The organism is Pseudomonas putida (genome assembly GCF_026625125.1).
In the GTDB taxonomy this organism is placed as follows: Bacteria; Pseudomonadota; Gammaproteobacteria; order Pseudomonadales; family Pseudomonadaceae; genus Aquipseudomonas; species Aquipseudomonas putida_X.
The window spans coordinates 2,671,748-2,696,350 of sequence record NZ_CP113097.1 but is presented as its reverse complement, the minus strand read 5'-3'; the positions used below and the strand labels follow the sequence as shown (position 1 = coordinate 2,696,350).

Genomic DNA, 24,603 nt, shown 5'->3' with positions numbered 1-24,603 from the left:
AGGTCAACACGAAGGGGCGCATGAGCGGCCTTTAATTGATGTTAATGGAGAGTTTTACAATGGCATTTGACGCGTATATCCAAATCGACGGCATCCCGGGCGAAGTTCTGGATGAAAAACACAAGGACTGGATCGAAGTGCTGGGCTACGAGTACGGCGCCACCCAGGCCACCTCGGCCACTGCCAGCTCCTCGGGCGGTGCGTCGTCCGAGCGCGTGTCGCTGACCGACTTCAAGATCCGCAAGGCAGTCGACAAGGCCTCGGCCAAGCTCTTCGAGCACTGCTGCACCGGCAAGCACATCGCCAAGCTGAAGCTGAACGTCAACCGTGCCGGTGGTGACAAGGTCACCTACCTGACCATCGACATGGAAGAAGTGGTGGTGTCCTCGGTCAGGTTCGTCGCCGGTGGCAACCAGGGCGGTGAAGACAAGGCGGTCAGCGACCTGCCGATCGAAGAAATCAGCTTCAACTTCGCCCGCATCAAAACCACCTACACCCAGCAGAACCGTACCGACGGCCAGGCTGGTGGCAACATCGTCGGTGGCTGGGACCGCACCGCGAACAAAGTGTTTGCCTAAGCACTTGTTTGGCCTGGGCCGCGCGAGCGGCCCATACCCTGTGGCGTGCCGGGCTTCCCGGCACGTTGCTCTATACCCCTGATCAGAGTGTTTTATGCCTGAATTCCTCAACGGCCTTTCGCTGGCCGCGCTGGCCGCGCCGATCGACGGTGGCAGCGGCGAAGACTTGAGCTTCTCTGCCTTGTTCGACCAGATCAAGGAGGCGCGCCGGGCAGACCCTGACTACCTGACCCAGGGTGACTGGCAGACCGACCTGAAAACCGCCGACTGGGAAAAGGTCATCAACCTGTCGGCCCAAGGGCTTGAGCAGCAGAGCAAGGACCTGATGCTGGTCGCCTGGCTTAACGAAGGGTTGGCCCAGCGCGATCACTTCCAGGGCATCACCTTCGGCCTGAACCTGTGCGAACGCATCCTAGAAACCTTCTGGGAGACCGCCTACCCGTCGCTCGAGGACGGCCTGGACGAGCGCGCCGCGCGGCTGTCCTGGCTCAAGACCACGCTCACCGACATCGTCGGTGGCTTGCCCATTACCCAAGGGCAGAATTTCGGCGTGCTGCGTTACGACGAATCACGCCATGTAGAAAACCTTGCCTTGCAAAACCCCAAGGCGATGCAAACCGCGCTCAGCGAGGGCAAGATCAACGCCGAGATCTTCCAGCGCTCGGTGGTGCTCAGCGACACCGAGCACCTGCAGGCCAAGGCCGTGCAAATTGCCGCGAGCCTGCAGGCCTGCCAACGCCTGCAAGCGACCACCGACCGCCTGTTCGGTACCGAAGCGCCAAGTTTTGCCAGCCTCGCCGACATGCTTTCGCGGGCCAGCCAACTGGCAGAGAAACTGCTCAAGGACCGCGGCATTGAATTGCATCCTGCCGCCGCAGAGCCAGAGCCTGCCGTCACCCTCAGCGCAGCCAGCGAGCCAGGTGAAGCGATGAATACGCCCGTTCAGACCACAGCGCCTGCGCCCATGCGCACCACCCCGCTGACCCGAGACGAAGCCTTTACGATGCTCGCCGGCATTGCCCAGTTCTTCAAACAGACCGAGCCGCAAAGCCCGGTACCGTATCTGATAGAGCGCGCCATCAAGTGGGGCAACATGCCGCTCGAGGGCTGGCTGAGCGATGTGATCAAAGACAGTAATGTGGTGGACAACATCCGCGACGTGCTGGGGACACGCGAGCAGCGCTCCTGAGGCCTGCACTGCCGGCACAAATGGTGCAAACTTGTGGCTTGCCACCCCGCCAAGGACCACCCCATGCCACCCCGCCCCCCGACCCCGCCAGGCTTCATCCGCGTACGTGGCGCCCGTGAGCATAACCTCAAGAACATCGACGTCGACATCCCCCGGGACGCCTTGGTGGTTTTCACCGGCGTCTCTGGCTCCGGCAAGTCCTCGCTGGCCTTCTCCACCCTGTACGCCGAAGCCCAGCGCCGCTACTTCGAATCGGTCGCGCCCTATGCCCGGCGCCTGATCGACCAGGTCGGCGTGCCGGATGTCGACGCCATCGAGGGCCTGCCGCCAGCGGTGGCCCTGCAGCAGCAACGTGGCACCCCTAGCGCACGCTCGTCGGTGGGCAGCGTCACTACCCTTTCCAGCTCGATCCGCATGCTTTACTCGCGCGCCGGCAGCTACCCGGTGGGGCAGCCGATGCTGTATGCAGAGGACTTTTCGCCCAATACGCCCCAGGGCGCCTGCCCCGAATGCCATGGCCTGGGCCGGGTCTATGAGGTGACCGAGGCGACCATGGTCCCCGACCCGTCGCTAACCATCCGTGAGCGGGCGGTGGCAGCCTGGCCGATGGCCTGGCAGGGGCAGAACCTGCGCGACATCCTCGTGACCCTGGGCTATGACGTCGACATCCCCTGGCGTGAATTGCCCCAAGCGCAACGCGACTGGATCCTCTACACCGAAGAGACACCCACCGTCCCGGTGTATGCCGGCCTCACCCCGGCGCAGACCCGCGCCGCGCTCAAGCGCAAGCTCGAACCCAGCTACCAGGGCACCTTCAGCGGCGCCCGGCGCTACGTGATGCACACGTTCATGCATTCGCAGAGTGCGCAGATGCGCAAACGGGTCTCCCAGTTCATGCGCCCCAGCCCATGCCCGCTGTGCCAGGGCAAGCGCCTGAAGCGTGAGGCGCTGGCTGTAACCTTCGCCGGCCGTGACATCGGCGAGCTGTCGCGCCTGCCGCTGCAGGCACTGGCCGAGGTGTTGCGCACAGTGGCAGCGCCCGGTTATCTGGAGCAGCATGAAGACACCCTGACCCTGGAAAAACGCCTGGCGGCCCAACGCATCGCCCACGAATTGCTGGAGCGCATCGCGCCGCTGATCGACCTGGGGCTCGGCTACCTGGCCCTGGAGCGCAGCACACCGACGTTGTCTTCGGGCGAATTGCAGCGCCTGCGCCTGGCCACCCAGCTCAACTCTCAGCTGTTTGGCGTCATCTATGTGCTCGACGAGCCGTCGGCCGGGCTGCATCCGGCCGACAGCGAGGCGCTGTTCGAGGCGCTGCAGCAGCTGAAGCAGGCGGGTAACTCGGTGTACGTGGTGGAGCACGACCTGGACACCATGCGCCGGGCCGACTGGCTGATAGATGTCGGGCCGGCGGCAGGTGAACACGGCGGCCAAGTGCTTTACAGCGGCCCGCCACCAGGCCTCGCACAGGTCGCGGCGTCGCGCACCGGCGCCTACCTGTTTGCCGGACAACAGCCGACCCGCCGCACGCCGCGCCCAGCGCAGGCCTGGTTGCGGCTTGAAGGCATCACCCGCAACAACCTGCGTGAGCTCAGTGTGCAATTTCCCTTGGGCTGTTTCACGGCGGTCACTGGCGTCTCTGGGTCGGGCAAGTCGAGCCTGGTCAGCCAGGCCTTGCTGGAGCTGGTGAGTACACACCTGGGCCATGCCGAACAGCTGTCCGAACCCGAGGAGCAGAGCCTGGAGGACGAGCCTGAACTGCCCAGCAGCGGGCGCGTGAGTGCGGGGCTGGAGCGCATCAAGCGGCTGGTGCAGGTCGACCAGAAGCCCATCGGCCGCACGCCACGGTCCAACCTGGCCACCTACACCGGGCTGTTCGATCATGTGCGCAAGCTGTTCGCCGCAACCGAGCAGGCCAAGGCCCTTGGCTTCGATGCCGGGCGCTTCTCGTTCAACGTCGCCAAGGGCCGCTGCGCAAGCTGCGAAGGCGAAGGCTTCGTCAGTGTCGAACTGCTGTTCATGCCCAGCGTCTATGCGCCCTGCCCGACCTGCCACGGCGCACGCTATAACCCGCAGACCCTGGCCGTGACATGGCAAGGCATGACCATCGCCCAGGTACTGCAATTGACGGTCGACCAGGCGCTTGAAGCCTTTGCCGAACAGCCCCCGGCCCGGCGCTGCCTGCAGGTGCTGCAGGACATCGGCCTGGGCTACCTGCGGCTGGGCCAGCCGGCCACCGAACTGTCCGGCGGCGAGGCGCAGCGGATCAAGCTGGCCACCGAACTGCAACGCACCGCCCGCGGCGCTACGCTGTATGTGCTGGATGAGCCCACCAACGGGCTGCACCCGCAGGACATCGATCGCCTGCTGGTGCAGCTGAACCGGCTGGTAGACGGCGGGCACAGTGTGGTGGTGGTCGAGCATGACATGCGCGTGGTCGCGCAGAGCGACTGGGTGATCGACATCGGGCCAGGGGCTGGGGATGCGGGAGGTACGGTGGTGGTGAGTGGTACGCCCGGGGATGTGGCGAGGTGTTCTGCTAGCCGCACAGCCGAGTTTCTGGCCAGAGCTCTTTAGTTTTTTAGACCTTTGGCTTTTTTTGCGCCTGCACTGGCCCTATCGCCGGCAAGCCGGCTCCCACTGGGGTCGCGCCAGCTTTTGGAGTTGAGCAAGACAGGTGCGCCCAAAGGTATTTGGGTTGCTCCTCAAAAACGGACAGGTTCGAGCTGCAGTATGAGCTCTGCACTGCTCGGGGCTGAGCCAGCAGTGGCGCTGCTGGCGGCTTGCCGGCAGTAGGGCCTGTGGGTACAGTCTGCGCCATGGATAAATACACCCCTCACCAGTGGCTGCCGCACGAAAAGCCCAGCCTGCCCGGTTCCCCTTCCACGCCCCTGCATACACCGGCCAAACGCCTGGCCTTCGGCATGGTCGGGCTGCTGGTGGCGATCACCGGCGGCCTGGGCAGCGCGCTGGTCACCGCCAACCTGGTGTTTCTGCAAGGGGCCCTGGGCGCGACCACTGCGGAAATGGCCTGGTTACCCGCCGCCTATGTCATGACCAACGTGTCGATGAACCTGCTGCTGGTCAAGTTTCGCCAACAGTTCGGCCTGCGCGCCTTCACCGAAGTATTTCTGGTGCTTTACGCACTGGTCACTTTCGCCCACCTGTTCGTCAACGACCTCAACTCGGCCATCGCCGTGCGGGCCGCTCACGGCATGGTAGGGGCCGCGCTGAGTTCGCTGGGCCTGTACTACATGATTCAGGCGTTCCCCGCGCAGTGGCGGCTCAAGGCCATGGTGCTGGGCCTGGGCGCCTCGCAGCTGGCCCTGCCGCTGGCGCGGATTTTCTCAGAAGACCTGCTGCAGATCGCTGAATGGCGCGGCCTGTACTTGTTCGAACTGGGCCTGGCACTGGCCGCGCTCGGTTGCGTACTGCTGCTCAAGCTGCCCCCCGGCGACCGCTTCAAAACCTTCGAGCCGCTGGACTTTCTGACCTTTACCCTGATGGCCAGCGGCACCGCCCTGCTCTGCGCCGCCCTGTCGCTGGGGCGCATCGACTGGTGGCTGGAAGCGCCGTGGATAGGGGTCGCCCTGGCCGCGTCGATCGCCTTGGTGTTCAGCGGCCTGGCCATCGAGCACAACCGCCAGAACCCGCTACTGATGACACGCTGGCTGGGCAGCGGCGCGATCATCCGCCTGGGCCTGTGCGTGATCCTGATTCGCATGGTCACCTCCGAGCAGTCCACCGGCGCCGTGGGGTTTCTGCAGGTGCTGAACATGGGCAGCGAACAGATGCGCACGCTGTACTGGGTGATGCTGTTCGGCGCGGTGGCGGGCCTGGCCACCAGCGCCCTGACCATCAGCCCCAACCACCTGGTGATCCCGCTGTTCATCTCGTTGCTGGCCATGGCCACCGGGGCGTTCATGGACAGCAGCTCGAGCAACCTCACCCGGCCGGCGCAGATGTACCTCAGCCAGTTCCTGCTGGCCTTTGGCAGTACCTTCTTCCTCGGCCCGTCCATGGCCCTGGGCATCAGCCACGTGCGCGCCAACCCGCGCAACCTGGTGAGTTTCTCGGTGCTGTTCGGCATCTGCAACAACCTCGGAGGCCTGATCGGCGCCGCGCTGCTGGGGACCTTCCAGACCTGGCGCGAAAAATTCCACTCCAGCCACCTGGTCGACCGCCTGAGCTACCTCGAACCGCTGGTCAACGCCCGCGTGCAAAGCGGTGGCAGTGGTTATGCCGGTATCCTCGCCGACCCGGCGCTGCGCAGCGAGGCCGGCCTGCGCGTATTGGCCAACGCGGCCACGCGTGAGGCCAACGTCATGGCCTACAACGATGTGTTCATGCTGATCGGCAGCATCGCCATCCTCACCATGATCTGGATTTGCATCCGCGGTTCCTGGCTGTGGTACACAGCCCGCCAGGCCGCTTCACCCGATTCCTCCAGCGGTACTACCAACCGATGACCGACCAAAGCCGCACTACCACCACCACTGCGCTTGCCGAGACCCCGGAAGGCGCCACACCGCCCAGCGAACCCACCAGCCCGGTGCGCACGCGACGGGTGCGTATCCTGTCTTCGATCATGTTTGCCTGCGTGGCCCTGGCCGGCATCCTGCTGGTGCTCTATGCCTGGCGCCTGCCGCCGTTCGGCAGTGCCATCGAAAGTACCGAAAACGCCATGGTACGCGGCCAGGTCACCATCATCGGGCCGCAACTGAGCGGTTATGTGGTCGCTGTGCCTGTACATGACTTCCAGTCCGTCAAGGCCGGCGATTTGCTAGTGCAACTGGACGACCGCATCTACAAACAACGCCTGGCCCAGGCCATCGCCCAATTGCAACAGGAGCAAGCGGCGCAGGCCAACAACCTGCAGCAGCGCAACAGCGCCGAAGCCACCATCGCCCAACGTCAGGCCGCCATCGGCGATGCCAAGGCCCAGGCGGACAAGGCCCGCGCCGACCTCAGCCGCAACCAGGCGCTGGTCAGCGATGGCTCGGTGTCGCGCCGCGACCTGGACGTCACCCGTGCCAGCCAGGCCGCTGCCGTCGCCACCCTGGCCCAGGCCAAAGCCGCGCTGGCCATCGCCCGTCAGGACCGCGAGACGGTCATCGTCAACCGCGCCGCACTGGAGGCCTCGGTGGAAAACGCCAAGGCAGCCGTGGAGCTGGCGCGCATCGATCTGGACAATACCCGCGTCACAGCCCCGCGCGATGGCCAACTGGGGCAGATCGGCACGCGCCTGGGGGCCTACGTCAACTCCGGCGCTCAACTGATGGCGCTGGTACCCGATACCGTGTGGGTGATTGCCAACATGAAGGAAACCCAGATGGCCAATGTGCGTATCGGCCAGCCGGTGACCTTCACCGTCGACGCCCTCAACCACCTGAAGCTGCGGGGCCATGTGCAGCAGATTTCACCGGCCACAGGCTCCGAGTTCGCTTTACTGCAAGCCGACAACGCCACCGGCAACTTCGTCAAGATCGCCCAGCGAATACCCGTGCGCATTACCGTCGATGCCGACCAGCCAGCGGCCAGGCGTCTGAGCCCTGGGATGTCGGTGGTGGTGAGTATCGATACCCAGGATGAAAGATGACTGGACCGGCCCGCGGTGAATCTGAGAACTACGTCGAGATGCCGTCTTGCCACGATTGCGCCGCTCTAGCCCGTGGGTTCTAATTCTGACCCACCGGTTTTATCTTCGCCATCCAAGGACGCTTGATCATGTACAGGAAGCTCGTACCGCTGGCGCTGCTGGCCACTGTGGCTGGCTGCTCGGACACCACGGACACCCGCGAAACCCATTTCCAGAACGCCGCGCAAGCCTACCTCGACACCCAGTACCCCCACTGCTTCGTAGTCACTTCTTTCCCCGCCAAGACCCAGGATTTCGACACCACCGGCACCAACAAGGCGCTGCACGCGCTGGCGCAAGTCGGCGTGGTCAGCGAGAAGGAAATTTCCCGCACTGAAGTGCCGGAACGCCTGTGGCAGCCAGCACGCACCGACATCTATTACGCCTACGACCTTACCGATGAAGGCCGCAAGTACTACAAGGCTGACGCGCAGAAAACGCTCAACGGCAAAACCCGCGGTGGGTTGTGTTTCGGCAAGGCGCAGGTCACTGCGATCGAGCGCTTCACCGAACCGGGTGAGGTGATGGGCCAGACGATTTCCAATGTCACCTACGCCTACAAGATCACCGGCCTGCCGGCCTGGGCGGCGGACGACGAAGTGCAAGCGAACATTCCCACGCTGCATGAGGCCGTGGCCACCAACCAGGCGCCGGTCAAGGAAACAACAGCGATGGTGCTGACCGACAAGGGCTGGGTGCACGAGCGCTTGTTCGATAAGTGAGGGTGACTACCGGCCCCTTCGCGGGGCCGGTCGAGTCAAAGCCACCAGGCCAGCACCAGCGGTAACCAGGCAAACGACAACACGGTCGAGCACATCACCAGGTTGGCCACCTGCTCCGGCTCACGGTTGGCGCGCACCGCCATCAAGTAGTTGAAGACCGCCACCGGCATGGCCGACTGCAGCATCAGCACCGCCCGCTCCATCTGCTCCAGCCCCAGCGCCATGCCCACTGCCCAACCCACACCCGCCCCCAGCACGATGCGCACGCCGCCCAGCACCAGGCCGCTGGCGATGTGCTGCGCGCGGATGCTCGCCAGCGATACGCCCAGGGTCAGCAGCATCAGCGGAATCGACATGCCACCGAGCAGGTCTGCCGTATTGGCCAGCCAGCGCGGCAGTTCGAAGTCCAGGAAGATGATCGGCATGGCCCCAGCCAGGCTGATGACGATGGGGTTGCGCAGCAGCGCCTTGAACGAGGCTGCCGTACCGGAGATGGCCATGCCCAGCGTGAACTGCACGATCGACAGGGTAAGGAAGAACGCTACCGCCAACGCCAGCCCATGCTCACCGAAGGCATACAGGCTGATGGGCAGGCCCATGTTGCCGGTGTTGGGGAACATGAACGCCGGCACCAGCACGCGCCAGTGATGGCCCGAGGCGCGGCACACCAGCCAGCCGCCCACCGCCATCGCCAGGGTGCACAGCAGGCAGGCCATTGCCATGCTGGTGAAAGCTGCCGGGTCCAGTTCGGTACGGCTGAGGGTCGACAGCACCAGCGAAGGCGTGCCCACGGTCATGACCATGCGCGCGACGAATGCGGTGGGGTAATCCAGGCCCTTGCGGGCCCAGGCGTAGCCGATGCCGGCGACGATGAAGACCGGGGCCAGAACGGCGAACAGTGAAGCGAGCATGGGGTAAGCCTTCCTTGGAAAGGGTGCAGGGCGACATTATGCAGCAGGCGTCAAGGCCCTGCGGCTGATTTGCTGCTCTCTTGAATACCGGGTAAGGCTGAAAACGGCCCCCTTCCGACCTGCGGCGTCGCGTCGCAGCCCCTGGCCCCTTGGGTAAATCGTGCGCAGGCCGTAGAATCGCGCCTCCTTTTCGCCCGTCGCCTTGAACGGTGGCAACCGGCAGCAACGACAGAGTCCGTGCCTGACCACATGCCCGTCATGTGAAATAGGCTCAACCGACCCCGCCCGGCCCAGCGCTTCATGCTGCCAGCGGTTGAGTCTTGCCCAGGTCGCATCCAGCCCAGGCACACCCGTGCAACCTCGCGGCCCTCATTGGGCCTGTTTGGCGTGCGCGTTCGAAAAGGCGCTCTCTCACCGCCACTCCAACTTGAGGTTTGTATGTCTGCGCGTTTGCTGGCCATGGCGCTGGCGCCCCTGCTCGGGCTGTTCATCATTGCCCTGGGCAACGGTTTCATGTCTTCCCTGACTACCCTGCGCCTTGGCGCTGCCGGTGAATCGGCAACGATGATCGGTATCGTTTCGTCGAGCTACTTCCTGGGCCTGACCCTGGGCGCAATCTTCAACGACCGGCTGATCCTGCGCATCGGCCATATCCGCGCCTACTCTAGCTTCGCCGCGCTGATCGCCGCGACCATCCTGCTGCAGGGCCTTTTCTACGACACCACCTGGTGGTCGATCCTGCGCCTGATCAACGGCTGGGCTGCAGTCGGCGTGTTCCTGGTGATCGAGAGCTGGCTGCTGCTGGCGGGCGACGCGAAGATCCGCGGCCGGTTGCTGGCGCTGTACATGATTGCCTTCTACGGCGCCGGGGTGATTGCCCAGGCCGGTTTGGGCGAAATCACGCACCTGGGTGACAGCGCACCGTTCATGCTGGCCGGCATGCTGGCCGCATTGTCGGTGCTGCCGATCGTGATCCTGCCGCGGGTATCGCCGCTGCTGGACCAGGTCGAACCGTTGAAGCCACGCCAGTTGCTGGGTGTGGCGCCGTCCGGGCTGGTCGGTTGCTTCGGTTCGGGCGTGGCCATCGCCGGGATCTACGCCTTGCTGCCGCTGTACCTGCAGCGCATCGGCCTGGACGTGGGCGAAGTCGGCAACATGATGGCCTGGGTGATCCTGGGCGCCATGCTGTTGCAGTATCCGGTGGGGCGCTGGTCCGACCGCAAGGACCGCCAGGATGTGCTGATCGCCCTGGCAGCGCTGTGCGTGGTGCTGTCGCTGATCACCGTGTTCCTGCCCTCGCAGTCACCGCTACTGCCGGTGATGCTGTTCCTGCTCGGTGGTGGGGTGTTCGCGCTGTACCCGGTTGCGGTCAGCCATGCGGCCGACCGGGCCCCGTCCGATGCACTGGTGCCGATGATCCAGGGCCTGCTGCTGATCAACTCGCTGGGGTCGGCCATGGCCCCGCTGGCGATTTCGCCGGCGATGACCGAGTTTGGCGAGGCGGGGCTGTTCTGGGCCTTTGCCGTGGTCAACCTGGGTATGGTGTGCTTTTTCCTCTGGCGCCGCGGCAAACGCCCAGCGGCGGAGCACCCGGCACCGTTCACCGCCTCGACCACGTTCTCGCCGACTGGCGCAGAATTGCGCGTGACCGAAGACCTGAAGCAGGCGGCGCAGGAGCACCCGCCGCTGGAGCCAACAGAGGCTCCGGCCCCAGGCGTCAACGCCCACTGAAGCCAGGGGGCTGCCGGGCGGCCCGCAGGGTGACCGCCCGTCGCCCCAAGGGCACCCGGCCATCATTGGCCAGCCAAACGAATGACAGATCATCCGCACAGGAGATTCGCCATGATCCGCATTCGCCCCCTCCCCCTGCTCTTCACGCTCGCCCTGGGCCTTGGCTCGGCTACCAGTTTCGCCGCTTCTGACACCTCCAATACCAACACCGACGCCTACCCGAAAACCGACCAGCAAGGCGGCAAGACTGCCGGTGAAGGCAGCAGCGTCAACAGCCCCGGCAGCAGCCGGGACAACGACAGCGCCAACACTGGCGGCGATGCCGCCGATGGCGCCGCAGGCGGCTCCAACAGCACTGGCGAAGCGACGGGGTCTGGCGCTGGGCATACCGGCGGCACTGCCGAGGACCAGGACAGCCGCTGACGGCAGCCTGGGCTACACTGCGGCGAGTCGCCTTGCCAAGGAATCGCCATGAACCTCAAACCCTGGCTGCTCGCCGCGCTGCTGCCCTGCACCGCCCTGGCTGCGGGCAGCGACTCCGGTGCGCTGTCGATCAGCTCATCGTCGTTCACCGATGGGGGCGTCATCGCCCTGCAGCAGGTCGGGCCCGACCCGGCCTGCGGCGCGGGCGAGGAGCGTACCCCGCAGTTAAGCTGGATGAATTTGCCTGCTGGCACGCGCTCGCTGGCTTTGGTGATGTTCGACCCGGACGGCGCCAAGGGTATCGGGGTGGTGCATTGGGTCGCTTATAACATCGACCCTGAGCTGGGTAGCCTCAAAGAAGGCAAGTACGCCTTGACCACCAAGGGTGTGACCGTGGGCCGTAATTCGCGCGGCACCCTCACCTACCGCGGGCCGTGCCCACCAGCCGGGGACAACCCGCACCACTATGCCTTGACCCTGATAGCCACGGACATACCCATCGGCATCTTGCCCGAGGGGCTGGATCGCAATGGCCTGATGGAGTTGCTGCAAGGGCATGCATTAGGTGCGCAGAGCCTGGTTGGCAAGTATGGACATTGAGTTTGAGCGTACCGGCGTTGTCGCAGGCAACCCCGGAGGCCACCATGCCCTCACCTGAAGCAGCGCTGCGCCTTAGCTGGCAGCAAAACGCCCAGCGCTGGATCGAAGCCGTGCGCAGCGGGGCTATCGAAAGCCGGCGGCAAGTCACCGATCAAGCCATGCTGTTCGCGATACTGGGCCGCCAGCCTGAGCGCGTTCTGGACCTGGGGTGTGGTGAGGGGTGGCTGCTGCGCGCCTTGGCCGACCGCGGCATCGATGCCACCGGGGTGGATGGCGACGCCGCGCTGGTTGAGGCAGCACGCAAAGCAGGCTCGCCGAAGGTGCACCTGGCCAGCTACCAGCAACTGTGCGATGGCGCGGTCCAGATCGGTAGGGGTTATGACCTGATCTGCAGCAACTTCGCCTTGTTGCATCAGGACATCATCCCGCTGCTGGTGGCGATCAACGCGCTGTTGGCCCCTGGCGGCGCGCTGGTGATCCAGACACTGCACCCCTGGAGTCAGGCGCACGGGGATTACCAGGATGGCTGGCGTGAAGAGTCGTTTGCCGGGGTAGCCGGGAAGTGGCAACCCATGCCGTGGTATTTCCGCACCCTGGCCAGTTGGTTGAACGCGTTGGACATGGCAGGTTTCAGGGTGGTGAGCTTACAAGAGCCGCAACACCCACAAAGCACAGCGCCGCAGTCATTGTTACTGGTGGCTGATCGGGCGGGTTGACTCTGGACCAGGCACGCCCAGCGAAGCAGGCTGCCATTCAGCAATCAAATACTGCGCATTCCAACATTTAATTTGTGGATGTGCAGCGCTGGCCCCTATGCTGTCCATGCATCCCCTGCACGCACCGGCCGGTGTGGTCCAAGGCATGGGGAGAGAACAACAAGTCGAGATCGTTCATGTCGAATCACTCCTACTTCGCCCCCCACGGTGGGCACCCGGCTCAAACCGAGCTGTTGACTGACCGTGCCATGTTCACCGAAGCCTACGCCGTGATCCCTAAAGGTGTGATGCGTGACATCGTCACCAGCCACCTGCCGTTCTGGGACAAGATGCGCATGTGGGTCATCGCACGCCCACTCACCGGCTTCGCCGAAACCTTCGCCCAGTACATCGTCGAAGTGGCCCCCGAAGGCGGCAGCGAGCGCCCAGAGCTGGACCCTAACGCCGAAGCCGTGGTATTCGTCGTCGAAGGCGAAATCGACATCACCGTCGAAGGCAAGCATCACACCCTGGGCCAGGGCGGTTACGCGTTCCTTGCCCCAGGCGCCGAGTGGAGCCTGCGCAACAACAGCAAATCCAACGTCACCTTCCACTGGCTGCGCAAGCACTACCAGAAGGTCGAAGGCCTGGACATCCCTGAGTCGTTCGTCACCCACCGCGACAACGCCACTGTCATCGAAATGCCGGGTACCGAAGGCCGCTGGGTCACTACCCGCTTCGTCGACATGGCCGACATGCGCCACGACATGCACGTCAACATCGTCACCTTCCAGCCCGGCGGCGTGATTCCGTTCGCTGAAACCCACGTCATGGAACATGGCCTGTACGTGCTGGAAGGCAAGGCGGTGTACCGCTTGAACCAAGACTGGGTCGAAGTGGAAGCCGGCGACTTCATGTGGCTGCGTGCATTCTGCCCGCAAGCCTGCTATGCCGGCGGCCCAGGCAAGTTCAGCTACCTGCTGTACAAAGACGTCAACCGTCACGTGCACCTGACCCTGAACCCGCAGCGTTAAGCCCTCGAGGCTGTCGCAAAGCCCGCTATCTGGCGGGCTTTGTGTTTGCAGCACACTGGGTTAAGGCCTGCCGACGTCGCCCTGCACGCTTAAGGCAGCCTACTGAACCACCCCGCAAGCCACCCGCGCACCACCGCCACCAAGCTTCTCGGGGTGGTCGCTGTGGTTATCGCCCCCGGCATGCACCATCAGCGCGTGCCCTTTGAAGTCCGACGCCTTCAGGCGTGGGGCCAGTACCGGGTAGGTGGCCTTGCCATCTGCGCCCACATACAGCGCCGGCAGGTCACCGCGGTGGCCACTGTCGTCGTAAGGGCCCTTGTGTGCATTGGTCGAGTCCGGATCCCAGTGGCCGCCCGCTGCACCTGCAGGCACAGGCTTGCCATTTTCCTCGGCAGGTGCGCATGAAGGCTTCTGGTGCAGGTGGAAGCCATGGATACCCGGTGGCAAGTCTTTGAGGTCTGGGGTGAGCACGGCGCCGTACTTGCTCTGTTCGATGCTGACGGTGCCGATCGCTTTTCCTGGGCCATCCGGGGTGGCCAGTTGCAGTTCCACGGTCTGCGCAGCCTGGGCCAGGCCGGCCGTGGCCAGCAAGGCACTGAATACCACTGCTTTCATGATGTATCTCCATGGTTTGAGGTGAACGGTTACCCACCTAACAGGTGGGACTGCACAGGTTGGCAGGCATTCAATCCGGCCACAGAATGAAATACTTCCACCCAAACCCATCAGCGCATCCTTCAGAGCCGAAACAAGCGTTTCATCCAACCCGCCAGCCACGCTAACCTGTGGCCGTTACCCGGCCACGGATCCCGCCCATGCTCCACCTCCTGCTGACCACGCTGGTTCCCATCATCCTGCTGATCGCCCTGGGCACATTCCTGCGCGTACGCGGTTTTCTTGCCGAAACCTTCTGGCCTGGTGCCGAACGCCTGAGCTACTTCGTGCTGCTGCCATCGCTGTTCCTTCATGGCCTGGCGACCGCCAACCTCGAGGGTGTGCCAGTGCTGGGCATGGTCGGTGTGCTGATGCTCTCCACCTTGCTCGGCGCCGCGCTGCTGGTGCTGTATCAAGGTGCGGTGAACCACGATGGCGCAGACTTCACCTCGGTGTTTCAGGGTGGAGTGCGGTTCAACAACTATATTGGCGCTACCCTGGCCGCCGGGCTCTACGGCAGTGCAGGCATTGCCCTGGCAGCGGTGGCCAATGCCGCCATCGTGCCGTTGGTGAACCTGCTCTGCGTGCTGGTGTTCGCCCGCTTCAGCGCACGCCACAGCTCCCCGGCCACCGTGCTGCGGGCGATCTTCGCCAACCCGCTGATCGTTGGCTGTGCCGGCGGGCTGCTGCTGCGCGTCACGGGGCTGGGGCTACCCGCGGGCATCGAGCCAACGATCAAGGCGCTGGGCCAGGCCGCCCTGCCCCTGGGCCTTTTGTGTGTAGGCGCGGCACTGGGCGGCGCCAGCGTCGGCCAACAGGTGCGCCCGCTGCTGGCGGCGTCGACCTTCAAGTTCCTGGTCATGCCGCTGACCACCTGGGGCCTGTGCCGCCTGCTCGGCCTGAGTGGCCAGGCGGCGGTGGTGGCGGTGTTGTTCCAGGCATTGCCTACAGCATCGTCGTCCTATGTCATGGCGCGGCAAATGGGCGGCAACGCGCCGTTGATGGCGACCATCATCGCCTTGCAGACCGTAGCCGCCGCGGTAACCCTGCCTTTGGTGTTAATGCTTTCGCTCAATTGAATACGCTTGGCTAGACTGAGGATCAGCACACACTTCGGAACCTGCACCATGCGCCTATCGTGGATGGTAATCGGCTTCACCTCAGCCCTGCTCGCAGGCCCATTGAATGCTGCTGACACTGCCAAGGCCACCGTTGCCGAGGACAAAGCCGAGGTGCTTGAAGAGAAGGTGGTCGAAGATGCGCCTGCACCGAAAAAAGCCGAAACCCTGACGCCCAGTGAGGTCAAGGCAGTCGACCCCGCAGGCCAGGCACCGCTGGACGACAGCATCACCTGCCTGGCACGCACGATCTACTGGGAAGCCAAAGGTGCCGATGAACAGGACATGAGCGCTGTGGCCAGCGTGGTGCTCAACCGCCTGGGCAAGGACGGTTTCCCCGACACCATCTGCGGTGTGGTCAAGCAAGGGGTGGAGAGCAAGTCCTGCCAGTTTTCCTGGTGGTGTGACGGGCGCGCCGACCAGGTCGAGGAGCCGCAACGCTACGACATCGCCAAAGAGATCGCGCGCAAGGCGCTCAACCAGCAGCTCAAGGACACCACCGGCGGCGCGCTGTACTTCCACGACCGCACCGTGCACCCCGACTGGGCCAAGGCCTACCGCAGGACCGCCCAGACAGGGCGCTTCTTGTTCTACAAACCCAACCAGGCGTTGGCACGCTGAGCCGGGTGATCGTCGCGCCCTGACGCCAACGAACGTTTACCCACGCCGTGCAGTCAAACTCAAGCCCCGACAATGCGTGGCAACTCATCGCACTTTTACGGCGGCCCGCGGTCTACCACCTCTTTTGCCGCCTGCAAGCCATTGCTGGTGTTTTCATTGCTTTGCACGACACCGGGCCAAAAGCCTTGGGCTTGTGTAGGATGAGCAGCGCACACCAAGACGCTGCCAGCCACAGGGAGATCCACATGCGCGTCCTGTCATCCGTTGCCGCCTTGTCGTTAAGCCTGGCCGTTTCGACTTCGAGCCTGGCTGCCAACGGCGAAGAAGCGCAACTGATCGATTCGATCAATGCCTACCGCAGCCAGGCCCAACCCTGCGGCGATGAAGCATCGCTTGAGCTGCCGCCGTTGAACAGCGATACCCGCCTGGCGCTGTCGCCCGAAGGTACGCGCGACCTCCAGCAGGCCATGACCCGCGCGGCCTACCCCATGGTCAACGTTCAGGCCATCAGCCTGTCCGGCCCGCGCGATGCGCGCGCCGCCATGCATGCCATCCAGGAAAGCTTCTGCCAGGTGGTGCTCGACCCACAGTTCGTCGACATCGGCGTCAGCCAGGAAGGCCGTGACTGGCGCATCGTACTGGCGCGCCCATTGCTCAGCGGGCGCCTGGGCGACTGGCAGGCTGAGGGGCAAAAAGTCCTGCAGGCGATCAACACTGCGCGCAAGGCACCCCGGCAATGCGGCGGCCAACCTTTTGCCCCGGCACCCGCGCTTGGCTGGAGCACTGTGCTGGCGGGGGTGGCGGCCAACCATACCAGGGCCATGGCCAACCAGAATTTCTTCGACCACATCGACCGCGACGGCCGCACCCCAGGTGACCGCGCTGAACTGGCCGGCTACCTGTACCAGCAGATTGGTGAGAACATCGCAGCCGGGCGCGACTCGGCGCAGAAGGTGGTGGATGGCTGGTTGGCCAGCCCCGGGCATTGCGCAACCCTGATGAACCCGGACTTCCGCGAAATGGGGGCCGCCTATGCCGTGGACCCGAAAAGCGATGCGGGCATCTATTGGACGGGGTTGTTCGGCACACCGCAGTGAGCCCCGTTACGCAGCACCTACGCGTTGCGGCTGGCGAACGGTCGCTGGACTGAACAGCTGAACACACCGATAAGAAAAAGGCGCATGACATGGCTCTTGATACCTGGCTCATTTACCTGCTGGCAAGCATCGGCCTGTCGCTGACCCCAGGGCCGAACAGCTTGCTGGCACTGACCCATGGCGCGCTGTATGGCGCTCACCGCACCTTGTTCACCATCGTTGGCGGCGTGTTCGGCTTCAGTGCGCTGATCGCCCTGGCCATGTTCGGGCTGACGGCCCTGCTGCAAACGTCAGCGGCGCTGCTGACGGTGTTGAAGTGGGTCGGTGGCGCCTACCTGGTGTGGTTGGGGATCGCGCTCTGGCGCAGCCCGGCCTTGCACCTTGAGATGGACGCGCGAGCCGCGCAGTTGAGCAATGCCGGGCTGTTCCGCCAAGGCCTGCTGTCGGCCATGGCCAACCCCAAGGTACTGCTGTTCTACGGCGCGTTCCTGCCGCAGTTCATCGACCCCCAGCGCGGCTTGCTCATGCAGTTCCTGATCATGGCCGCCACCTTCGCCAGCGTGGAATTCATGGTCGAGTACCTGCTGGCGCGGTTGGCGTTTCGTATCAGGCCCTGGCTGGCCAGAGGTGGCAAGGGTTTCAATCGCTGCTGTGGGGGTATGTTCGCGTTGATCGGGGTGGCACTGCCGCTGGGCCGCTAGGGCTCAACGGGCAGGTTCGCGGCGTTCCACCAGAAGGAACACCAGCAACGCCAGGCCCGGTAACGCAGCTCCCAACACTGCCACACCCTGCCAGCCATAATCGGCAAACACCGCGCTGGCCGCTGCCGAACCCAATGCACCGCCGAGGAAAATGCTCGTCATGTACAGCGCATTGAGCCGCCCACGGCTGGCCGGGTCCAGCGCGTAGACCTCGCGCTGGCCGATGACCATGTTCATCTGCACGGCAAAATCCAGCAGTACCCCGGTCGTTGCCAGGCCGATGACGCTATAGCCCGGTGCGGTCAACCCCAGCAGCAACGCCACAGGCGCCAACACCAAGGCCAGCAGTGAAGCGGCGCGGGCATGGCCGGCATCAGCCAGGCGCCCGGCCAGTGGCGCGGCAATGGCCCCGACTGCACCCACCAGCGCAAACAGCGCGATCTGGCTTTGCGAAAGGCCATGCTCTGCCACCAGGAACAGCGGAACCGCCGTCCAGTAAAGGCTGAACGCCGCGAACATCAACGCTTGGTACAGCGAGCGCTGGCGCAACACCGGGTACTGTCGCAGCAGTGCGCTCAACGAGCGCATCAGTGCCGCGTAGCTGGCCTTGTGGTCGGGTACCCGGCGCGGCAGGGTCAGCACCAATAGCAAGATGATCGCCAGCATCAGGCCCGCAGCACCGATGAACACCATGCGCCAGCCGAAATGGTCAGCCACCAGGCTCGACAGCGGCCGCGCCAGCAGGATGCCCAGCAACAGGCCGCCCATGATGTTGCCGACCACACGCCCGCGCTGCTGCTCCGGTGCCAGGTGCGCTGCCAACGGAATGAGCATCTGCACGGCGACCGAACTGAAACCGATCAGCAGCGCGTACCCCAGGAACAACAGCCCCTGGCCAGCGCTGCTGGTCCCTGCCAACACCAGGCTGGCGCAAGCGAGCGCGGCGGTGAAGATCATCAGCCGGCGGTTTTCGACGAGATCGGCCAGCGGTACCAGCAGCAGCAAGCCCAGCGCATAACCCAACTGGGTCAATGAGACGATCAGGCTGGCGCGCTCTGCCGACAGCCCAAGGTCCGGGGCAATCAAACCGACAATCGGCTGGGCGTAATAGATATTGGCGACGATAGCACCGCAGCAGAACGCCAGCAGGGTGATCAGGCCACGACTCAGTACTGGAGCTGTAGCCTGCGCAGCGGCTAGGGAGGGATTCATGCGAGGTTCCTCGGCATCAGTTGGAATATGCAGGGCACCTTAGCGGTAGATCCCCGGCAGGAGAATCGGGCCTGGGCGCAACGGGGCTTTGCACCCTGCGCAACGCCAGTGCTTCAGGGCACCAGCAGCGCTTCGCAGAACCTGACGAAGGCCTGCACGCGTCGCGAACCGCGGTGGTTGGGCAGGTACAAGGCATTGATGCTGGCGTTGGCGGTGCCTGGGCTGACCTGCCAGGTATCGAACAGACGTTGCAGGCGCCCGGCCGCGACATCTTCGCGCACCAGCCAGTCAGCCAGCAGCGCGATGCCGCTGCCGGCCAGCGCAGCTTCACGCAGCAGATCCGCGTTGGCGCTGCGCAGTGGGCCCCTGACATCCAGCTCCAGCACCTCATCGCCCAGCCGCAAGCGCCAAGGCCGCACCACCTGCCCATAGCTGAAGCGCAGGCAGGCGTGCTCGAGCAACTCACCGGGGTGCTGCAAGGGCTGGCGACCGGCCAGATAGTCAGGGCTTGCTACCAGCCAGCGCTCGAAGCGGCCCAGTTGCCGGCACACCAGTTCATCGCTGGGCGCAGGGTCGCCAAGCCTGATGGACACGTCGTAACGGCCACCCAGCAGGTCATCGACCCGGTCACTCATGTCGATGTCCAGCTCCAGAGCGCGATGGCGCGCCAGAAACTGCCCCAGGTGTGGGGCAATCACCCGGCGGCCGAACTCAACCGGCAGGCACAAGCGCAGCACGCCCACCGGTTCCTCGCCCCGGTCGGCGACACTGGCATCGGCTTCATCCAGCGCGTCGAAGATTTCACGTGCACGGGCGTAGTAACGGGCACCTGCTTCAGTCAGGGTGACCTGGCGCGTGGAGCGGTTGAGCAAGGTGGCCCCCAGCGCCGACTCCAGTGCATCGACCAGCCGGGTGACCGACGAAGTGGCAACGCCAAGCTGGCGCGCTGCCGCGGAAAAGCCCTGGGCGTCGACAGTGGCAGCGAACATCTTCATTGCCAGAAGCTTGTCCATATGAGTCCTTTGGCGTTTTGTCTCAGAAAAGTCTTACATTCGAGATAGCTGGTCAAGAAGCGCGCCGCATTTCGATCCAGTCCATAGTGCAACACCTCCCCTACAGCGAGATCTGCCATGACACCTGCCAACGTCCTGACCCACCTCCCGCCGTGTGACCCTGGCGCACCGGAATGGGTCGATGATCTGCTGAAACGCCCGGGCCTGCGCATCGAACGTATCGTTTCCAGCGGCCAGTGCAGCCCACCCGGGTTCTGGTACGACCAGCCCGAAGGCGAATGGATCGTGCTATTGAGCGGCAGCGCCGGCCTGCGTCTCGAGCACGAAGCCTACACACGGTTGCTGGGGCCGGGAGATTGCCTGGACATCCCGGCCCATTGCCGCCATCGCGTGGAATGGACCGCCAAAGGCACGCATACCGTGTGGCTGGCCGTGTTCCATAGCAGTGAAAAACCCTGGCCGGCCTGCTGAGCGCGTTAGAATGGCCACACACATCCCTCGACGTCACGACCATGATCCAGTCCGATCTCGACCTGTTCGGCCCCCAGCCACAACGCTTGGCCAGCCACACCGTGCTGCTGCCCGGCTTTGCCCTTGCGCACGTCGAGCAGTTGCTCGACGCCCTGCGCCCGGTGCTTCGCGCAGCCCCCTTCCGGCACATGCGTACGCCCGGCGGGCTGCACATGGCGGTGGCGTTGACCAACTGCGGTTCCCTGGGTTGGGTCAGCGACGCCCAGGGTTACCGATACAGCCCGACCGACCCCGTCAGCGGCGCGCCTTGGCCAGCCCTGCCTGAAGCGCTGCTTCAACTGGCCGGGCGCGCTGCGGCCGCGGCAGGCTTCGACGGGTTCGTGCCTGATGCCTGCCTGGTCAACCACTACCTGCCCGGCACCCGTCTGAGCCTGCACCAGGATCGCGATGAAGCGGACTTCGGCCAGCCAATCGTGTCGGTATCGCTGGGCTTGCCGGCAGTGTTCCTGCTGGGTGGTTTCCAGCGTTCGGACAAGACCAGCCGCATAGCGTTGAGCCATGGCGATGTGCTGGTCTGGGGCGGTGAGGACCGCTTGCGCTTCCATGGGGTATTGCCGATCAAGCCGGGCGTGCATCCGCGGATGGGCGAGCGGCGGATCAACCTGACGTTGCGTAAGGCGGGGTGATGCAGTCAAAAAGCCACCCGACATTTCTGCCAGTAGACGCGCGCCGTCCTGCTCCCGGTTAATTGTGCTGACGCCGCCACTCCCCGGGCGGCCTGGTTCAAGGGAGCGAACCCATGCGTGTGATGACAACCACCCTGCTACTGCTGACCCTCGTCGGGGCAACCCGCGTCATGGCGCTGGATCGCAATGAAGAGGCCTATGTCGATGCACCGCCCTCCAAGTACCTGGTCTACTCCGTCACCTGGCAACCCACGTTCTGCATCATGCGGCCCTCGACAGAAGGGTGTGAACGGGCACCGCAACGCTTTCTCACCCACGGTATATGGCCCTACAGCGAAAGCATCGGCAAACTCACCAACCGTCACCCCCAATACTGCACCCAGTCCCCTGACTGCACCGACGGCGAGGCCTGTGCAATGAGCGCCGATGACATGAATGCAGTGCTTGCCAACAAAGCCCTGCGGGACATCGTTACCCGCGAGCCGATGGGCATGTTCGCGCATGAGTGGCGAAAACACGGTACCTGCTCAGGCAAGGGTATGCAGGCGTACTTTCAGGACTTCGTCGACTTGAGAAAAGTCGTGCGTTTTGACAATGAAGCCTTCAATGCGATGGTGGGGAACGCTACCGCGTTCTCGAAGATTCGCGAGGCCTTCCCTGAGAACACGGCGTTCAGATGCTACCAGGATCCGCAGGGCAAACAGTACCTGCACGAGGTGTTCTACCTGGTCGACGACAACGGCACCCCATACACGGAAGAAAAAAACCTGCAGATCGGCGTTCAATGTCAAGCGAAGCAAACCTGGATCCCGGCGGGTGCCAAGCCTGCGTCCTGAAGCCAGGGGTCAGGTGGGCAAAGAAGGCAATCCCAAGGTACAGCGCGCTCGTGGCGCTGTACCTGTGAAGGTCGGGCCCGTGTGCATGGTCATTTCGGCTGAGACTGGCTCAGGTACTTGTCCACCTCAGCCTTGCCCTCCCCTGCATCCCCTGCCACCTGCCACAAGCGCCGCTCGATGCCTTGTGCCAGCAAATGCCCTACCGCCGACTCGATAGCTGACAGCACGCACAACTGCGCCGGTTCGTTGGTGGTGTAGCCCACTTCTGCCTCGAGCAGTTTCTTGAACTCGATGAACTTGAACACCCCAGCGCTACGCCCCACCGAGTAGATGGTCTTGCTGGTCATCACGTTGGCCAGTACCTGCCCGGTGCGCACGTCCACCGCCCGCAGGTTGACCGTAACCTGATCGACACGGTACTCGCGGGAGATATCGATGCCCAGGTAGCGCGCCCCTTCCCCGCCGCTGCGCACATTGGTGTCATAAGCGATGATGCCGCCTTCGAGCATCAGATTGGCCGCTTGCAACGGCGGCAGCTCGGTCTGGATGTTCTCCGGTACGTCGGCCTTTTTCTGCGAGGCGCGGATGATCTTGCGTTCGGTCAGCAGGTTCTGCAGGCCTTCACGCTCCAGCACCACGAACCAGCCACTGGCATTGAGGGCATCCATCAGCATGCTCGCCGCCCCTTGGGTGACGCTGGTGGAGAACGAGCTGGCCGGGGTCGGCTTGTATTGCCCCGTCTGGTCACGGAAGCCATACACCACTGCCATCAGCCGGCCCTTGGGGCGTGGCATGTTGATCAGGTCATAGTAGGTCGAAGCGCGCGGGGTCAGGGTCGGGCTCTCCGCGTCCTGTTCAGCCGACATCGGCTCGCGCAGGCTGCAACCTTGGAGGCCTTGCAGGGCGGCGAGGATCAGCAAAGTGCTCAGCAGACGTTTCATGGTGTTCTCTCCCCAGATAACAACCCTTCCCTCTCAGGGGTTCAGGCCGCTGACCTCAATGATCGAAATTTCGCCTGTGACGCGGTCGGTGACTTTGATGCTCAGGGCACCGGAGTCATCGATCACATCGATCAGGAAGGCATCGGTGGCCATGCTGCCGGTCTGGCCATTGCTGATGTTGTCCAGCAGCTGCGACAACATCCGCGACTCCAGCTGGTTGCTGAAGCGCTCCAGGGCCGAGGTGCCGCCAAAAGCGGAGGTGCGGTCCTTGAGGTCGGGGTCGTCATAGTCGTTCTGCGCCTGGGCGTTGTTCAGCAGCCAGGTGCCGTTGAGCGGGTTGCCGCCGAACGCCGGGTTGACCGGGGTATACACCAGTTCAGTGGCCTGGGCGGTAACGGCGCAGGCCACGAAACAGGCGGCGATGCAGTGCGGAATACGCGTGTTCATAGCTCGTCCCTCTCCAGATCAGTGGTGTCCTGGAGCAGGCGTTGCAGCTTGCGCTGAATGACCTCCTGCTTGACCAGGTCGGCGGCCGCGACGGCCTCTTCTTTCAATTGGGTGACGTTGGGTGGCAGAAAGCGGCGGTACAGCACGTCGCGCTCGAACTCCACCGTGATCAGGCTGCCCCAGCGGGCATCCGGGCGTTCGCGCACCACCAGGTTGAAATCCAGGCGGCTGGTGGCGCGCAGGCGGTCGGCGAAGTAGCAGTAAAAGTCGTGCCCGATGTGCGAGATGGTGTTATCGACGATGAAACCCTTCATCTCGTCTTCGGCATTGGCCCGCACCACATTGGGCACCCCGGCGGCCAACAGCAGGCCAAGGCTCAGGCAAAACACGTTCAGGCGTTTCATGGCGTGCCCCCCGGGCTGCTGTGGGTTTGTGCGTCAGTGGCGCTTTGGCTGAAGGCCTGCTCGGCGACGAACTGCCAGTCGCTGTAGCGCTCGAGGCCTTCGAAGCCCGACCATTGAGTGTCGAACCCACTGCGTTTGAACGCAGGGGCGTCGGAGCGGCTGTGCACACCCGTGATGCGCCCGTCGATCGAACGCAGCAGCCCCCATTCATCACTGCCGGTGACCGGGTCCGGGTACAGCCGGCGGATGTGCCGTTTCGGCTCGGGGAAACGGTTGTCCTCCACCAGTTCGGCCAGCGCCTGCGGGTACTGCGCCAGGCCTGGCGAAGCGCGGTAGTAGCTGCGCAGGGCCTGGGCATACTGGCCCCCCACCCACAGCAACTGGCGCTCCTTTTCGCGCTGCGCCGCGCTGGCCCACAGCGTGCCGCTGGACGCCAGGGCCACACTGCTGGCTGCGATCAGCAGCAATACACCCAGGTAGGTGAAGCCTTCGCAGGCCTTACCATTCAGCGAAGTGGCTGCCATCACGTGCCCTCCCTGTTGCACCGCTCTTGATGTCGGCCACGCCACCGGCCACGCCTTCAGGCGGCGGCAGCAGTTGCCAGGCATCACCGCGTTCGGTGATCGGGTCGACCGGGGTGTTGCGCAGGTAGCGCTGCTCGACCAGTTGCTCCAGCGAGTCCGGGTAGCGACCGGTGTCGCCGTAGTAGTGGTCCAACGCCTCACGCAGTACCGCCAGGCTCTGGCGCAGGGCAGCTTCACGGGAGCTTTCCAGGCTGTTGAAGTAACGCGGCATGGCAATGGTCATCAGCGTGGCGATGATTGCCATCACCACCAGCAGTTCGATCAGCGTGAAACCTCGGCTGCGCTTCATGGCCG

27 protein-coding genes are annotated in these 24,603 nt (G+C 64.2%); 18 read left to right on the top strand and 9 right to left on the bottom strand.

All coding sequences use genetic code 11. The features are described 5' to 3' along the window. Window positions 1-59 precede the first annotated feature (59 nt). The 6 genes from OSW16_RS12450 to OSW16_RS12425 all read left to right on the top strand — a co-directional run bounded on the left by OSW16_RS12450 (window position 60) and on the right by OSW16_RS12425 (window position 8,130). Entirely contained in the window at window positions 60-578 is a 519-nt protein-coding gene (locus tag OSW16_RS12450) for an Hcp family type VI secretion system effector (RefSeq protein WP_241807098.1), read from the top strand. 94 nt (window positions 579-672) lie between these two features. Next, complete coding sequence (gene tssA, locus OSW16_RS12445; protein ID WP_267823519.1) at window positions 673-1,767, top strand: type VI secretion system protein TssA; 1,095 nt, start codon at window positions 673-675, stop codon at window positions 1,765-1,767. 63 nt (window positions 1,768-1,830) lie between these two features. After that, entirely contained in the window at window positions 1,831-4,347 is a 2,517-nt protein-coding gene (uvrA, locus tag OSW16_RS12440; protein ID WP_267823517.1) for an excinuclease ABC subunit UvrA, read from the top strand. A 242-nt stretch (window positions 4,348-4,589) separates the two neighbouring features. Further along, a complete protein-coding gene (locus tag OSW16_RS12435; protein WP_241805707.1) occupies window positions 4,590-6,239 on the top strand; it encodes an MFS transporter in 1,650 nt (549 codons plus the stop codon). Then, the gene (locus OSW16_RS12430) at window positions 6,236-7,369 is read left to right on the top strand and encodes an HlyD family secretion protein (RefSeq protein WP_267823515.1); all 1,134 of its coding nucleotides are present in this window, start codon (window positions 6,236-6,238) and stop codon (window positions 7,367-7,369) included. The genes OSW16_RS12435 and OSW16_RS12430 overlap by 4 nt, the downstream gene beginning before the upstream one ends. Before the next feature lie 128 nt (window positions 7,370-7,497). Then, the gene (locus OSW16_RS12425) at window positions 7,498-8,130 is read left to right on the top strand and encodes a hypothetical protein (RefSeq protein WP_267823513.1); all 633 of its coding nucleotides are present in this window, start codon (window positions 7,498-7,500) and stop codon (window positions 8,128-8,130) included. A 35-nt stretch (window positions 8,131-8,165) separates the two neighbouring features. On the opposite strand, the gene OSW16_RS12420 is transcribed toward OSW16_RS12425, so the two are convergent. After that, a complete protein-coding gene (locus tag OSW16_RS12420; RefSeq protein ID WP_241805710.1) occupies window positions 8,166-9,041 on the bottom strand; it encodes an AEC family transporter in 876 nt (291 codons plus the stop codon). Between the two features lie 438 nt (window positions 9,042-9,479). Here OSW16_RS12420 and OSW16_RS12415 point away from each other — a divergent pair, with 438 nt between their 5' ends. The 5 genes from OSW16_RS12415 (at window position 9,480) to OSW16_RS12395 (ending at window position 13,524) form a co-directional block, all read left to right on the top strand. Beyond that, a complete protein-coding gene (locus OSW16_RS12415) occupies window positions 9,480-10,772 on the top strand; it encodes an MFS transporter (RefSeq protein ID WP_267823511.1) in 1,293 nt (430 codons plus the stop codon). 111 nt (window positions 10,773-10,883) lie between these two features. Further along, complete coding sequence (locus OSW16_RS12410; protein WP_267823509.1) at window positions 10,884-11,195, top strand: hypothetical protein; 312 nt, start codon at window positions 10,884-10,886, stop codon at window positions 11,193-11,195. Window positions 11,196-11,243: 48 nt separating this feature from the next. Then, window positions 11,244-11,795, top strand: a complete 552-nt coding sequence (locus OSW16_RS12405) for a YbhB/YbcL family Raf kinase inhibitor-like protein (RefSeq protein ID WP_267823508.1) — start codon at window positions 11,244-11,246, stop codon at window positions 11,793-11,795. A 44-nt stretch (window positions 11,796-11,839) separates the two neighbouring features. Then, window positions 11,840-12,511, top strand: a complete 672-nt coding sequence (locus OSW16_RS12400) for a class I SAM-dependent methyltransferase (protein ID WP_267823506.1) — start codon at window positions 11,840-11,842, stop codon at window positions 12,509-12,511. Between the two features lie 176 nt (window positions 12,512-12,687). After that, entirely contained in the window at window positions 12,688-13,524 is an 837-nt protein-coding gene (locus OSW16_RS12395; RefSeq protein WP_012314347.1) for a bifunctional allantoicase/(S)-ureidoglycine aminohydrolase, read from the top strand. Window positions 13,525-13,623: 99 nt separating this feature from the next. On the opposite strand, the gene sodC is transcribed toward OSW16_RS12395, so the two are convergent. Beyond that, window positions 13,624-14,139 (bottom strand): superoxide dismutase [Cu-Zn] SodC, encoded by a 516-nt coding sequence (sodC, locus tag OSW16_RS12390; RefSeq protein ID WP_267823503.1) that lies wholly within the window; start codon window positions 14,137-14,139, stop codon window positions 13,624-13,626. Between the two features lie 200 nt (window positions 14,140-14,339). On the opposite strand from sodC, the gene OSW16_RS12385 reads away from it, so the two are divergent. The 4 genes from OSW16_RS12385 to OSW16_RS12370 all read left to right on the top strand — a co-directional run bounded on the left by OSW16_RS12385 (window position 14,340) and on the right by OSW16_RS12370 (window position 17,715). Then, window positions 14,340-15,257, top strand: a complete 918-nt coding sequence (locus OSW16_RS12385) for an AEC family transporter (protein ID WP_267823501.1) — start codon at window positions 14,340-14,342, stop codon at window positions 15,255-15,257. A gap of 48 nt (window positions 15,258-15,305) precedes the next feature. Then, window positions 15,306-15,917, top strand: coding sequence for a cell wall hydrolase (locus tag OSW16_RS12380; RefSeq protein WP_267823499.1), 612 nt, complete (start codon window positions 15,306-15,308; stop codon window positions 15,915-15,917). A 245-nt stretch (window positions 15,918-16,162) separates the two neighbouring features. Beyond that, the gene (locus tag OSW16_RS12375) at window positions 16,163-17,014 is read left to right on the top strand and encodes a CAP domain-containing protein (protein ID WP_241805719.1); all 852 of its coding nucleotides are present in this window, start codon (window positions 16,163-16,165) and stop codon (window positions 17,012-17,014) included. Window positions 17,015-17,103: 89 nt separating this feature from the next. Then, window positions 17,104-17,715, top strand: a complete 612-nt coding sequence (locus OSW16_RS12370; protein WP_267823497.1) for a LysE family translocator — start codon at window positions 17,104-17,106, stop codon at window positions 17,713-17,715. Between the two features lie 3 nt (window positions 17,716-17,718). Here OSW16_RS12370 and OSW16_RS12365 read toward each other — a convergent pair whose 3' ends face one another. Together OSW16_RS12365 and OSW16_RS12360 are read right to left on the bottom strand one after the other, a co-directional pair. Beyond that, window positions 17,719-18,927: an MFS transporter gene (locus tag OSW16_RS12365; RefSeq protein WP_267823495.1), complete on the bottom strand. Its 1,209-nt coding sequence runs from the start codon at window positions 18,925-18,927 to the stop codon at window positions 17,719-17,721. 113 nt (window positions 18,928-19,040) lie between these two features. Then, the gene (locus OSW16_RS12360) at window positions 19,041-19,940 is read right to left on the bottom strand and encodes a LysR family transcriptional regulator (RefSeq protein ID WP_267823493.1); all 900 of its coding nucleotides are present in this window, start codon (window positions 19,938-19,940) and stop codon (window positions 19,041-19,043) included. A gap of 117 nt (window positions 19,941-20,057) precedes the next feature. On the opposite strand from OSW16_RS12360, the gene OSW16_RS12355 reads away from it, so the two are divergent. The 3 genes from OSW16_RS12355 (at window position 20,058) to OSW16_RS12345 (ending at window position 21,933) form a co-directional block, all read left to right on the top strand. Then, on the top strand, window positions 20,058-20,411 hold the full coding sequence (locus tag OSW16_RS12355) for a cupin (protein ID WP_241805723.1): 354 nt from the start codon (window positions 20,058-20,060) through the stop codon (window positions 20,409-20,411). A 41-nt stretch (window positions 20,412-20,452) separates the two neighbouring features. Further along, window positions 20,453-21,097, top strand: coding sequence for a DNA oxidative demethylase AlkB (gene alkB, locus OSW16_RS12350; protein WP_267823490.1), 645 nt, complete (start codon window positions 20,453-20,455; stop codon window positions 21,095-21,097). A 113-nt stretch (window positions 21,098-21,210) separates the two neighbouring features. Then, window positions 21,211-21,933, top strand: a complete 723-nt coding sequence (locus OSW16_RS12345) for a ribonuclease T2 family protein (protein WP_267823488.1) — start codon at window positions 21,211-21,213, stop codon at window positions 21,931-21,933. A gap of 89 nt (window positions 21,934-22,022) precedes the next feature. On the opposite strand, the gene OSW16_RS12340 is transcribed toward OSW16_RS12345, so the two are convergent. From OSW16_RS12340 to OSW16_RS12320, 5 genes are read right to left on the bottom strand one after another with little or no spacing between them, the layout of a single operon-like run. Next, the gene (locus tag OSW16_RS12340) at window positions 22,023-22,874 is read right to left on the bottom strand and encodes a CsgG/HfaB family protein (RefSeq protein ID WP_267823486.1); all 852 of its coding nucleotides are present in this window, start codon (window positions 22,872-22,874) and stop codon (window positions 22,023-22,025) included. A gap of 33 nt (window positions 22,875-22,907) precedes the next feature. Further along, on the bottom strand, window positions 22,908-23,321 hold the full coding sequence (locus OSW16_RS12335) for a curli assembly protein CsgF (RefSeq protein WP_267823484.1): 414 nt from the start codon (window positions 23,319-23,321) through the stop codon (window positions 22,908-22,910). Beyond that, window positions 23,318-23,725 (bottom strand): curli production assembly/transport protein CsgE, encoded by a 408-nt coding sequence (gene csgE / locus OSW16_RS12330; RefSeq protein WP_267823482.1) that lies wholly within the window; start codon window positions 23,723-23,725, stop codon window positions 23,318-23,320. Before csgE ends, OSW16_RS12335 begins: the two co-directional genes overlap by 4 nt. Next, on the bottom strand, window positions 23,722-24,249 hold the full coding sequence (locus tag OSW16_RS12325; RefSeq protein WP_267823480.1) for a type II secretion system protein: 528 nt from the start codon (window positions 24,247-24,249) through the stop codon (window positions 23,722-23,724). The genes csgE and OSW16_RS12325 overlap by 4 nt, the downstream gene beginning before the upstream one ends. Further along, entirely contained in the window at window positions 24,224-24,598 is a 375-nt protein-coding gene (locus tag OSW16_RS12320; RefSeq protein ID WP_241805730.1) for a type II secretion system protein, read from the bottom strand. Before OSW16_RS12320 ends, OSW16_RS12325 begins: the two co-directional genes overlap by 26 nt. Window positions 24,599-24,603 lie beyond the last annotated feature (5 nt).